The organism is Bradyrhizobium sp. SZCCHNGR1005 (assembly GCF_032489995.1).
GTDB lineage: Bacteria > Pseudomonadota > Alphaproteobacteria > Rhizobiales > Xanthobacteraceae > Bradyrhizobium.
The window spans coordinates 940,231-952,843 of the sequence record NZ_JAUEZC010000002.1 but is presented as its reverse complement, the minus strand read 5'-3'; the positions used below and the strand labels follow the sequence as shown (position 1 = coordinate 952,843).

The window sequence follows — 12,613 nt, the reverse complement described above, 5'->3', positions numbered from 1 at the left end:
GACCGTGGTTATGGATTCCGGGCTCGCTGATAACGCGGCGCTCCGAGAATGACGACGAGATTTATGGCTACGGCCTGGTTGGATCGAACCGCTTCTCCAGACCGTTCCAGCAATCGGCATAGTCCTCCTGCATCGTGCCGGACTCCGCGGCATGCCTGGTGATCCGTTGCGGAAACCGCGTCTCGAACATGAAGGCCATGGTGCCGGTGAGCTTGACCGGTTTCAATTCACCATTGCTGGCATGATCAAACGCCTCGCGATCCGGGCCATGCGGCAACATGCAATTGTGCAAGCTCATGCCGCCGGGTACGAAGCCCTGCGGCTTGGCATCATAGACGCCATAGATCAGGCCCATAAACTCCGACATGATGTTCATGTGATACCAGGGCGGGCGGAACGTATTTTCCGCCACCATCCAGCGCTCCGGGAAGATCACGAAATCGATGTTGGCGGTGCCCGCCGTCTCCGACGGCGAGGTCAGCACGGTGAAGATCGATGGATCGGGATGGTCGAAACCGATCGCGCCCACCGGCGAGAAGGTGCGCAGGTCGTATTTGTAGGGCGCGTAGTTGCCGTGCCAGGCGACCACGTCGATCGGCGAATGCGGCAGCTCGGTCCTGAACAGCGCGCCGCCCCATTTGACATAGAGCTCGGTCGGCGTGTCCTTGTCTTCGTACGACGCCACCGGAGTCAGGAAGTCGCGTGCGTTGGCGAGACAATTGGCACCGATCGGTCCGCGTTCAGGCAAGGTGAAGGCGCCGCCATAATTCTCGCAGAGGTAGCCGCGTGCAGCGCCCGCCGGCAGCTCGACCCGGAACTTGACCCCGCGCGGGATCACCACGATCTCGCCCGGCTCCGCGTCGATGCGGCCGAACTCGGTGACGAACAGCAGATTACCCTGCTGCAGCACGAACATCAGCTCTCCGTCGGCATTGTAGAAATGCTGATCGACCATCGACTTGGTGATGACATAGACATGCGCCGCCATGCCGGCCTGCGTTGCGGCGTCGCCCGCGGTCGTCATGGTCTGCACGCCCTGCAGGAACGTCACCTCGCCTGCGGGAATCGGCGTCGGATCCCAGCGCAATTGCTGCACCGTGATCTCCTGCTCGTGGCAGGGGGCCGTGCGCCAAAGCCCGGCCTCGACGCGGGCGAAGCGGCCGGAGTGCTTGACCGAGGGACGAATGCGATACAGCCACGAGCGCTCATTGGCCCCCCGCGGCGCTGTGAATGGCGAGCCGGAGAGCTGTTCGGCATAGAGGCCGTAGGCGCAGCGCTGCGGCGAGTTGCGCCCGATCGGCAAGGCCCCCGGCAACGCCTCGGTTTCGAACGAATTGCCGAAGCCGGACATATAGCCCGGCGTGATCTGCGACGAAGCCTGGTTCAGTTTGCCAGGCGCGGTGTTGATGTTCATGACGCGTCTCCTTGCAGGCGGGCCCACATTTCGCGATCGCGCTCCGCCGTCCAGATCACGGGCTCTTCGATGCCACTCGCCTCATCAAAGGCGCGCGACACGTTGAATGGCAGGCAATGCTCGTAGATTGCGAAGCTCGAGAATTTCGGATCCATCACCTCGCGCGTCGCCGCCATCGACTCCTTCAGGCTGCGGCCCTTGGCGACGGACATCTCCGCTGCACCATAGAGTGAACCGACGAAGTCACGGGTCATCGCGATCGCCTCGCGTACGGTCGCGGTGCCCTTCAGCGCGTCACCACGACCGGGCGCGATAGCCTTGGGGTTGAAGCCCAGCACCTCGTTCAAGGTCGAAGGCCATTCGCGCAAGTAAGCGTCGCCGCAATAGCAGGCGGAGTGATATTCGATCAGGTCGCCGGAGAACATCACCTCGGCGTCCGGCACCCAGGCGACGATATCGCCCGAGGTGTGTCCGGCTCCGATCTGGATCAGCTGCACCTCGCGCTTGCCGAGATAGATCGACATTTCGCCTTCGAAGGTCAGCGTCGGCCAGGTCAGGCCGGGAATGCTCTCCGCGTCCTGGAACAGCCGGGGAAAGCGGCCATATTCGGAATCCCAATCCTGCTGACCGCGCTCGGCGATCAGCCGATAGGTCTCCTGCGAGGCAACGATGCCTTGCGCGTGGTAGGCCGAGGCGCCGAGCACGCGGACGGCGTGATAGTGCGAGAGCACGACATATTTGATCGGCTTGTCGGTGACCTTCCTGACACGCTCGATCACCTTGTTCGCCATTGCCGGCGTCGCCTGCGCATCGAACACGATGCAGCCGTCGTCGCCGACGATCACCGCCGAGTTCGGGTCGCCTTCGGCGGTGAACGCGTAGAGATCAGGACCGATCTCGGAAAAGGTGACCTTTTTCTCCGCGAGGTCCCCGGTGGATGCAAAGCCTTTCGCCATCATGGATTCCCTATCTCTGCAGCTCCGGTGCGGCTGCCTGTTGTTGCTGACCGGCTTCCATCGTGCGCCGCTTGGCGAGCGTGATCGCCTCGCGCAACACGCCGATGTCGCCGATGTGGTTGGCCAGAATGAGAACCAGCGCGGCATCGAGATCGGCGCTCTCGATGTCCGACAGGCCGCGATGCGCCTCGACGATGGCACGGAAGGCGTCGTCTGGTTTGCTGAAATTGGAGCTGGTCGAAAGCGTCATGCGCCCACCTCAATTCAATCCCGCTGCACGCGCCACCGCGGCCTCGATCGCGGAGCGCGTCGGATGCCGGAAGCGCGCGGCGACGTAGCCGTCCGGCCGCAGCAGATAGGACGTTCCGGGATCGGCGCCGTAGCGCGTGCGAGCCAAGCCTTCCGCGTCGATCAAGCCGCGTGCGCCGCCGATCCTGATCGCGCCCATGTCGTCCGGCAGGTCATCGGCGGCACAACCGTTTTCGAAGGAGAGCAGCGTGAAGCCCCGCCCCGCTGAGCTGAACGCGTCGGTCAGGAACAGCGGACGACCCTCGGAATCGCGCAGCGGCGCATCCGCCATGGACGTGCCGGGGCAGGATCCGCCCTGCCAGAACTCGGCATCAGCCGTCGAAAGCGGCGTGTCATAGACCGAGGGCACCGAGAGCCGGCCGCCGTTGACCATGCGCTTGGCGAACTCGGTCTCCTTGGCGAGCGCCAACACCATCTTGCGCAGGCGCGCCTCCTGATGCGAGTTCGGCGCCATGAAATCGGTCGCGCGCGTAGACTCTCGGATATTCTCGTCGGCTGCCGCGCTCCGCTCCAGGTGATAGGTCTCGAGCAGAGTTGCCGGTGAGAAGCCGCGCAGCACACGATCGAGCTTCCAGGCCAGGTTCTCTGCGTCCTCCAGTCCCGAATTGGCGCCGCGCGCGCCGAACGGTGAGACCTGGTGCGCGGCATCGCCTGCGAAAATGACGCGGCCATGGATGAACCGCTCCATCCGTCGGCACTGGAATTTGTAGAGCGAGATCCATTCGAACTCGAACGCATCGTGGCCCAGCATCCGCGCGATCCGAGGCCGCACGTTCTCGGGCTGCTTCTCGACGTTAGGGTCGGCATAACGGCTGAGCTGCAGGTCGATGCGCCAGACGTCGTCCGGCTGCCGATGCAAGAGCGCCGAGCGTCCGGCATGAAACGGCGGATCGAACCAGAACCAGCGCTCGGTCGGAAAATCGGCCGCCATCTTGACGTCGGCGATCAGGAACTGGTCCTCGAACACCTTGCCGGAAAAGTCGGCGCCGACCATCTGGCGCAGCGTCGAGCGCGCGCCGTCGCAGGCGATGACATACTGCGCCGAGAGCCGATACGGCCCATCCGGCGTCTCGACCGTCAGCAGCACATGATCGTTCCTCTGCTCGAGCGCGGTGACCTTGTTGCGCCAGCGCAGCGAGATGGCCGGCAGTTCGTTGACGCGATCGACCAGATAGGCCTCGGCATAGAACTGCTGCAGATTGATGAACGCCGGACGCTTGTGGCCCGGTTCGGGCAGCAGGTTGAACTGATAGAGCTCTGCAGGACCGTGGAAGATCCGACCAACGTTCCACACCACGCCCTTATCGACCATGCGGTCGCCGACGCCGAGCCGATCCCAATATTCCAGCGCCCGCTTGGAAAAGCAGATCGCACGCGATCCCTCGCCGATGCGGTCGGCGTCGTCCAACAGCACCACCGCGTGGCCACGCTGCGCCAAGTCGATCGCAAAGGAGAGGCCGACCGGACCGGCGCCGACCACCACGACCGGATGTTCGGCCGGCTCGCCGCTATCCTGGTCCGGATGGCGCCGATAGCCGAATTGAACCTTGGCCTTGCTCGTGGTCTCTGCCGAATTGGCCTGCACCATAGCTCGCGTGCCCTGCTCGCCTGTCTTGCGACCGCCGTTGTCGCCGGCGTTCTTATCGAAGTGGTTTTTGACGTTTCCAACGATGCGCAACCGGCATCTTGCCATATAGTCGCATCTGCAACTATCTTACACCCGACGGCCTCGGCCGCGTCAACTCAAAAAATTGGAGCACGTCTTGGCTAAATCGTCCGTGAGCCCCGCCCGGCAACAGGCGAAGACCACCGAGGCAACACGCGATGTCGCGACGCCACAGCGATCGGAGCGGCTCGATCTGTTCAAATTCACGCCGTTCCGGCTCAATCGGCTCGCCGCCGAAGTCAGCGCGGCGCTCGCCTGCGAATATCGCGAGCGTTACGGTCTCGACATTCCGGAATGGCGGGTGCTGGCAACGCTGGGCTTCCGCCGCGATGCCTGCAGTGCGCAATATGTCGCCCATTGCACGCGCACGCACAAATCCACCATCAGCCGCGCTGTCACGACGCTGCTGGAGCGGCGGCTGATCGAACGGGTCGAAAATGCCGATGATCGCCGCGAGTTCCGGCTTCGCCTCACCCGCAAGGGCAAGACACTGTACGAGGAACTGATCCCCCGTTTGCAGCGGAGAGAACGCGAGATCATGTCCTGCCTGTCGGATCAGGAGCGCAAGATTTTCGATAGCCTGATCGGAAAGGTCGAGGAGAGCCTCGACCTGATCCAGACCAGCGAAGAAGCCGACGCAAAGGAAGCGTATTGACCGGCGCCGTCATGACGCAGAGCGGAGCGACGTAGGCGTTTATGACGACGGTTTCCGCCGCGCCGTCGCCGCAGCGGAGACGTCGATCACGTTCTCCACCTCGTTGCGCCAGCGCAAGATCTCCATCGCCAGCACCGGGTGATTGAAGCCCTTGAGCTGCAGATCGTCGATCGGCACCGCTTCGACCCAGGGTTCGACCATGCCATAGACACGCCGGGATGCGATGATTTGCCCGGCCTTCGCCTCGTCGCACAGGCGCGAGGCAAGATTGGTCACGCTGCCGATCGCGGCATATTCCAAACGATGTTCGAAGCCGACCTGACCCAGCGTCGCATAGCCGAGCGCAATGCCGACACCAAAGCCGAGACTGTGGCCGCGATTGCGCCAACGCTCGGTGAGACGGCCGATCTCGTCTCGCATCTCGACGGCCATCCTGACCGCGCGCTTGGTGTGATCCTCGAACGGGATCGGCGCGTTGAACAGGATCATGACGCCATCGCCGGCGTAGCGGTCCAGTGTGCCCTCGTAGCGGAAGATCAGTTGTCCGAGCGCAGCGTGATAGTCCCGCAGCACATCCATCGCCTCTTCCGGCTCGGTGGTTTCGGTAAAGGCGGTAAAGCCGCGCAGGTCGCAGAACACCACCGTCACCTCGCGGCGGTGGCTTTCGAGCAGAGCATGGTGGCCATCGGATGACGCAATGATCTGGGCGACCTGCGGCGCCAGGAAGCGCTCGAGCCGCCGGATGCGCTCGATCTCACCGAGCTGCTTCTCGACGCGCTCTTCCAGAGACCTATTCCACTCGCGCAGTTGCGCGGTCTGCTCCTGCAATTTGGCGGCCTGCTCTTGCACTGTAGCGTGGGCGAGCGCGAGCTCGCGGCCCTTCTGATCGACCTCGCTGAACAGCCGCGCGTTGCGCATGGCGAGCACGGCCTGGTGCGCGAAGGTGCGTACCAGGCCGATCAGGTTCGGCGCAAACGGGCCAGCGGCGCGCCGTAAGACAACCAGTGCGCCGACCACACCCTGCTGATCGACCAGGGGCGTGAACAGCACCGCATGGAAACCAGCCGTGAGCGCAACATCACGGAGCGGCCGATCCGGCCCAGCCGCCAGATCGGCGATCGCAATCGGCTCGCCGGTCCGCACGGCATCGCCCAGCAGGGCGTCATCCTCGGCCAAAACGGGATGTTCAGCCCATTGCACCTCGTCTATGCCCGTCGCTTCCACCAGCTCGAATTGACGTTTCGCGGCATCATAGGAATAGATCAGGATCGCATCGGCATGGGTGATCTCGAGCGCGCGGCTGGCAATGGTGGGCAGCACTGCGTTGACGTCGAGCGAGGACGCCACCGCTCGGCCGACCTCTTCAAGCACTTTCAGCTCGTTGATCGATTGCGCAAGCTCGCGCGTGCGCTCCTCCACCTTCGCCTCAAGCTCGGAATAGGACTCGGCGAGCTGAGCCGCCATACCGTTGAACTGCTCGGCGAGCTCCTCCAGCTCATCGCGGGTATGCACTTCGATGCGATGGCTGAAGTCCCCGGCGCCGAGCCGGCGCGCGCCGGCGCGCAACGCCGTGACCGGTACCAGCATGCGCCTCGCCAGCACGGTGCCGGCCAGCATGGCCACCACGAGGCCAAGCCCGATCAAGAGCGCGCCGCGCAGGAGCTGATCGCGGACCGGCACCAATGCAACCATCGTCGGCTGCTCGAATAGCACGACCCAACCGAGCTTCGGCAGCACCGACGCTGCGGTGAGCACAGCCCGGCCGTCGGCATCGGCTCCTGACGCGACCGGGTGTCCGCGCGGGCCGATCGCCGCCGCCACCTGCTGCAGCTTGGCGACATCCTGCCCGACAGCAGGCCCGTTCGTAGAGCTCGCCAACACCCGACCGCGTGGATCGACCACATAGGCAACGGCGACCTTGCCGACCTGGGCATCGGTCACGAAATCTTCGAGAAAGCCGAGATCGATGTCGGCTACCGTGACGCCGGCATTGAAGCCGGAATGCGCAACCGCGACCGACATGACAGGCTGCGTGCCCTGGAACGTGATGGACGAAAAGCTCATCCCGCGGGTGACAGTTTCAGTGAAGCGCGGATCACGCGAAAAATCCGTACCGGCCGATTTGAGGATCGCGGTGCGCGAGACTCGAAGCTGCTCGCGGCCCTCGCCATTGATCTGATAGAGCTGGGTGACAGCCGGCACCTGCGTCAGCAGCTGCATATAGTCGGCCTGGCGATCCTCCAATTTGGTGGCGCTCGCCCGCGTGACCCAACTGACCTGACGCTGGAGGTCAGACAGCGCCTGCTCGATCCGGATTGCCGCAGCATCGGCTTTCTCGGACATCGCGCCGACCAGCCTGGCCTTGATGGCACGATAGCTGATCCAGGTCTCGGTAACGCCATTGACCGCGAGCACGAATACGACGAGGCCGACCAGCGCAACCACATATTTGGCGAACAGGCCTTGTTTTGAGAACAGGCTTTGGCGCAATGCCGTGCCGCAGTGCTCAACCCCGTTCATCCGATCCTCGTGCGCTGTCCTTCAAGGGCTCGCGCATCCGTGCCCCATGACAGACTAAACCCGTCGGCAGCCGTCACGGCAGCATACGTCCGAGTGGCCGACTGCGCGAGAAGACCGCCGAACGCTGTCTAGCACACAATCGTGGCAGGAGCCGCGGGCGTTGTCCGTCGCGGGAGGCGCCGGATGTCAGCGGTTGAAGAGGCGCCGCAACATGTCGTTCATGGGCTGGCTCTCCTGCGCACCGTCACGTGACGTGTCGGGCGGAGCCCCCTGCCGATCAGGGACCTGTGCCGCTGGAGGTTGAACCGACGGATCGGGGCTCGAAGGCGGCACGATGGCGCGCTTGCGGCCATTCTGCCCCTGCTGCAGACCCTGCTGGATCAGATTGCCGATCGCGGCACCGAGATCGCCTCCGAGCGGAGCCGATGGCGTAGTTTGCGGAGTTGCGCCGGAGTTTCCGCCCGGCGGATTGGAGGTGCCGTTGCCGATCAAGCCACCGATGCCATTGATCAGGTCGCTCAATCCGGCCGCATCCTTGCCGAACAGGCCCTGGCCCATCTGCTTCAGCTTGGCATAGGCGGTATCCGGATCGCTCAAAGCGCCCGCGACATCCGGATAGATCCGCGGCTCGCTCCAGGCCCCCTCGATCATCACGGGAATGCCGAGGCCGATGGGGTCCGACCTGCGCCCCTGTCCCTCGGTGGTCATGACGAGCTTGGGTTCGACCCGCAACGCCAAGGTCTTGTTGCCGACGTCGACCGTGCCGCCGCCCGTCATCTTGACCAGCGGCCCGATCAGATCGAGATCGTCGGTGACCGCCTGTCCACGTTCAAGGCGGAACGAAGCAGAAAGCTGATTAAGATCGGTCGACAACTCCTTCGAGTCCTGCCAGCCCGAAAGAGGAGCGGAGGTCAGGGAGCGGATCATCCGGGCGACATTGATGCCGCGGATCGCACCATCCTGGAAAAGCAGGAACGCCGAACCGTTGAGATTGGACATGATGGCCTGTTCGCTGGCGCCGCTTGAGCGCAGTGCGAGCTTCCCCTGCATCTTGGCGTCGATTTTGTCGAAATCGGCGAGACCCTGCAGCAACGGCAGCGCCCGCACGCCGACGATATCGCAATGCATCGCATAGGCTGGATTTCCCCCGGATGCATCGACGATGAGTTCACCGCTGGCTTGTCCGTCGTAGAGATGGAGATTGCCGACGGCCGTCTTCAGCACACCCCCGGCCAGCGATGCGTCGAGCGTGGCCGGTCCGAGTTGTGCACCGGCGAAATCGAACTCGGCAGCGGAGAGCTTCGCCTGGAGGTCGATATAGTTCAAGGCGCGGAGGTCGATCGAGGCCGTGCTCCATCCCTGCCGCTGGCCAGCAGATGGAGCATTTGAGCTCCCGACCGCAAGCCGCCGCAGGTCCAGATCGAGCTTCAACAGCGGCTTGCTCGCAATGTCGACGGAGGCCCAGCCGTTGAAAGCACCATCATCAAGCATTCCGCCGAGATTGTTGATGGCGATCAGCTTTCCGTTCCACCGCAGCTCGGCGCGGCCGGACAATGGCGAACGCAGAGTATCCGGCATGTCGATCTTGAACTCGATCGGAACTGCCCGCTGCATCGAAGAAACATCCGCCGTGATGTCGAATGCGAGCGGACGCTCGCCGGTCCGCGCGCTGCCGATGATCTTGGTCGTGTTGTCGGGCAATAGCGCGGCGCTCGCAGCAATGGCATCGATGCGCTGCTCCACGTGGTCGCGGGGGTTGGACAGAATGACGGCACCTTCCGTGACCGTGACATGATCGATCGAGACCGAAGCAATCGTACCGAATCCCGCAGATCCGGCATCGCGCGCGGACTCATCGCGCCGCCGCTCCCGAAGCAAGGGCAGATAGAGCGCCGGCTTTTCGATGGTGAGAGCGGTGATCTCCGGGCGGCCCGACCACAGGCTCGACCATCTCAGCTCGGCTCTCACCTTGCCGATGGTCAGCCGACGGCTGCCGTCGCGATCTTTGGGATCCTGCAGCGTAACATCGCCGAATGTGGCGTTGAGTGTCGGCAACAGTCCGATATTCGCGGCACCTGCGATACTCAAACGGTAGCCGGTGCCGCGCTCGATCCGGTCCTGGGTCGCAGCGACCAGCAGGCTTGCAGGCGCACCAAAGGCCAGCAGCCCCACGAAGACCACCAGGACGACACCGACCACAGCGCCCGCGTATCTCACTGCTTTCATATCGACGTTCCAATCGGATGCGCGAGCCGGACAAGTCGCTGCGACCCAAGCAGAGCCAACCGGCCCCGCAGACAACCGATCGCTCCAACGCGCCAAAAATAATCAGCGCAGCTCGCAACTTTATGTGACGTATGACACACTTCTGCCAGAGCGGCTTCCGTAACTGACGGTTTCAAACTGTTCCTAAGGGCATAGTGATGAGCACGCAGGCCGAGTTTGCGGTCATTCTGAAAATGAACCCGATGTTCGCGGACCTCGGAAACGACGAACTGCAGCGTCTCTCCACCCTGTGTCATACCCAGCATATCGCTGCGGGTGAGGTGCTGTTCCAGAAAGGCGATCCTGGTGACGCCTTGTTCGGAGTCCGGCGCGGCCAAATCCGCATCGAGACCGGTGCAACCGATGGCACCCGGCTGACTCTGAACTTCATGGGGCCAGGCGACCTCTTTGGCGAGGTCGCCGTACTGGACGGCCAGGAGCGCACCGCGGACGCCACAGCAAGCCAAGCGACCGAGCTGTTCGTGCTCCGGCGTGAGGAGTTTCTCGACTTCCTGGAACGCGAACCGAAAGTCGCGATCAAGATCATCCAGCTGCTCTGCCAACGCATCCGCTGGCAAAGCGAACGGATGGAAGAATCCGTGCTGCAGCCGCTTCCGATCCGGCTTGCCCGGCGGCTGTGCGCATTGGCCGACGATTTCGGTTCCGAGGTCCACATCTCCCAGGAGCAGCTTGGCATCTTCGTCGGCGCAGCGCGCGAAAGCGTCAATCGGCAACTGCAGACCTGGCGCAAGGACGGGATTCTCGAACTGCAGCGGGGTCGCATCCTGCTTCAAGACCTGACCACGCTCAGCGCGATCGCACATAGCGATTAGCGGCACGCCGCGTTGATGCGGGCCAATCCCACGGTGCTTTTTCGTGGCTTTGACAAGGCAGCACACAGACAAAGCACTTTATTGTCACGCCCAAGCTCAAACTTGTCCTTTCCAGGCTGCAAGCGTGACGCAAATCGGGCGGCGCGCATCGTTTCATATCTGCGCTGACTAAACATGATCGCAATTGGGCCACCACTCCTCACAATTTGCGACATGAACGCTTTTTAATGGTTCTAAACAAGTAATCCGGCAGCGGCGATGACCATTCATCCCGCGCGTTCGTACGCGTGGGCAAGGCTTTGCACGCTCCAAGAGCAGTGAGTATCAGTCCCGATGTGTCTCGCGGTGTTGGTGGCTGCGCGTAAGGAAAGCTCTTCGGCGCCTTGGTCCTGGGATTGGCGAGCGACCGTCTCGAGCTTGGCTCGCGGGGTCGAACAAGGATGGACCATTCCGCTTCTCCTCACAGGCTTCGTCGCATTGTGGATGATCTATTTTTCGCTTGCCTATATCGGCGGCGATCTTCACCAGGACGTGTTGGAAACTTGGTCGCTCGGCCGCAGCTTCGATTGGGGCTCATCGAAACATCCGCCGCTGATGGCGTGGACCGCACGGGCCTGGACCATCGTCTTTCCGCTCACCAACTGGTCGTTCAACCTGCTGGCGCTGACCAATTCGGCAGTCGGATTATGGGCGGTCGATCTGATCACCCACCGTTTCGCGCGTGGCGACAAGCGCCTGATCGTGCTGCTGCTGCTGATGCTGTTGCCGGTCTATCAGCTCCATGCACAACGCTTCAACGCCAACGCCATTCTGCTGTCGACGTGGCCGCTTGCGACCTATTGTTTTCTGCGCTCGTTCGAGACCCGTGCTCCAGGCTGGGCGATGGCCGCCGGCGCCGCAGGCGCTCTGGCAATGCTCGGCAAATACTATTCGGTCTTTCTGATCGGCAGCTTTGCGATCGCCGCCCTCCTGCATCGCGAGCGGCGAGCTTACTATACGTCTTCGGCGCCATGGATCGCTTCCGCGACCGGGCTCGCAGCCCTCGCTCCACACATCTATTGGTTGGCAACGACCGGAGCTCAGCCATTTGCCTACGCCATCGAGCGGCATTCCGGCAAGGCGCTTGGACCGGCGCTGATCGAGGCGACCGGATTCCTTCTCGCCATGGGCGGTTTGATCGCAATCCCGGGCCTGATCTGGCTGGTGATGGCGCGGCCTCGCTTGAGCCGATTGCTGGACGACATATTCAAGCTTGATCCCGGATTGCAGTTGCTGTCGAGCATCAGCATCGGAACCATTGTCCTTCCGGCGTTGGTTTCAGCAGTGTTCGGCACGGATATGCCGCCGCTTTGGGGGCTGCAAGGCGTGTTCCTGTTCGTCGTGGTGATCGTGTGCGGCGCGAGCTATCAAGCTCCCCGCGAGCGGACGGCCAATCTCCTTGTCGCCGCCGTCGGCGTCGCGGTCCTCGCCGCGTTCGTGGCCGCGCCGCTGCACGCGCTCTACCGCAACTATTTTCCGCTGCATGAGGGGCGCAACTTCTATCAGCCGGCGGTCGCGGAGCTGACGCGTCAATGGCACGCATTGTCGGACACGGCGCTGCCAGCGGTCGGCGGCGATGAAGGATTGGCCTTCGCGGCCGCGTTCTACAGTCCCGATCATCCGGTCTTTGACACCGGCCTGGTGCATCCGCATGAGCTTCAGCTGCCGGATGATGCCTTCACACAGGGATGGGCAGCTCTGTGTTACGACACCGATATCTCCTGCGTGGCGGGCATGGACAGTGCCGCTGCGCGGACGAATCGCGCCGTTCGCAGCTCGTTCTCGCTGACCACCAGCCTGTTCGGCTTGGAGGGCGCGAGCCAGGGCTTCGTCGCGCTGATCGTGCCGCCTGCGACCGATGAGGCGCCAAAGCCATCGCCGAGCAACGGCATCGCTCAGGATTTCAGCGCCCAGCGTCGAAGCCCGCCCATGCTCAACTGAGTGGCTGCACGGCGT

9 protein-coding genes are annotated in these 12,613 nt (G+C 63.2%); 3 read left to right on the top strand and 6 right to left on the bottom strand.

Going from position 1 to position 12,613, the window contains the following annotated elements; genetic code table 11:
- Window positions 1–67 precede the first annotated feature (67 nt).
- Genes hmgA through QXZ85_RS10460 form a run of 4 tightly spaced genes read right to left on the bottom strand, consistent with a single transcriptional unit; the run spans window position 68 to window position 4,267 of the window.
- On the bottom strand, window positions 68–1,414 hold the full coding sequence (hmgA, locus tag QXZ85_RS10475) for a homogentisate 1,2-dioxygenase (protein ID WP_315731333.1): 1,347 nt from the start codon (window positions 1,412–1,414) through the stop codon (window positions 68–70).
- Window positions 1,411–2,370, bottom strand: coding sequence for an MBL fold metallo-hydrolase (locus tag QXZ85_RS10470; protein WP_315701956.1), 960 nt, complete (start codon window positions 2,368–2,370; stop codon window positions 1,411–1,413). The genes hmgA and QXZ85_RS10470 overlap by 4 nt, the downstream gene beginning before the upstream one ends.
- 10 nt (window positions 2,371–2,380) lie before the next feature.
- Entirely contained in the window at window positions 2,381–2,620 is a 240-nt protein-coding gene (locus QXZ85_RS10465; protein ID WP_315701957.1) for a DUF2783 domain-containing protein, read from the bottom strand.
- Between the two features lie 9 nt (window positions 2,621–2,629).
- A complete protein-coding gene (locus QXZ85_RS10460) occupies window positions 2,630–4,267 on the bottom strand; it encodes an FAD-dependent oxidoreductase (protein WP_315761755.1) in 1,638 nt (545 codons plus the stop codon).
- 271 nt (window positions 4,268–4,538) lie between these two features.
- Between QXZ85_RS10460 and QXZ85_RS10455 the strand changes: the two genes are divergently transcribed.
- Window positions 4,539–5,000 (top strand): MarR family winged helix-turn-helix transcriptional regulator, encoded by a 462-nt coding sequence (locus QXZ85_RS10455; RefSeq protein ID WP_409977769.1) that lies wholly within the window; start codon window positions 4,539–4,541, stop codon window positions 4,998–5,000.
- Window positions 5,001–5,039: 39 nt separating this feature from the next.
- Here QXZ85_RS10455 and QXZ85_RS10450 read toward each other — a convergent pair whose 3' ends face one another.
- Both QXZ85_RS10450 and QXZ85_RS10445 read right to left on the bottom strand, forming a co-directional pair.
- Entirely contained in the window at window positions 5,040–7,520 is a 2,481-nt protein-coding gene (locus QXZ85_RS10450) for an adenylate/guanylate cyclase domain-containing protein (RefSeq protein ID WP_316174039.1), read from the bottom strand.
- A gap of 186 nt (window positions 7,521–7,706) precedes the next feature.
- The gene (locus QXZ85_RS10445) at window positions 7,707–9,746 is read right to left on the bottom strand and encodes an AsmA family protein (protein ID WP_316174038.1); all 2,040 of its coding nucleotides are present in this window, start codon (window positions 9,744–9,746) and stop codon (window positions 7,707–7,709) included.
- A 197-nt stretch (window positions 9,747–9,943) separates the two neighbouring features.
- On the opposite strand from QXZ85_RS10445, the gene QXZ85_RS10440 reads away from it, so the two are divergent.
- Window positions 9,944–10,618, top strand: coding sequence for a Crp/Fnr family transcriptional regulator (locus QXZ85_RS10440; RefSeq protein WP_315701961.1), 675 nt, complete (start codon window positions 9,944–9,946; stop codon window positions 10,616–10,618).
- A 483-nt stretch (window positions 10,619–11,101) separates the two neighbouring features.
- Window positions 11,102–12,598, top strand: a complete 1,497-nt coding sequence (locus tag QXZ85_RS10435; RefSeq protein WP_315701962.1) for a glycosyltransferase family 39 protein — start codon at window positions 11,102–11,104, stop codon at window positions 12,596–12,598.
- Window positions 12,599–12,613 lie beyond the last annotated feature (15 nt).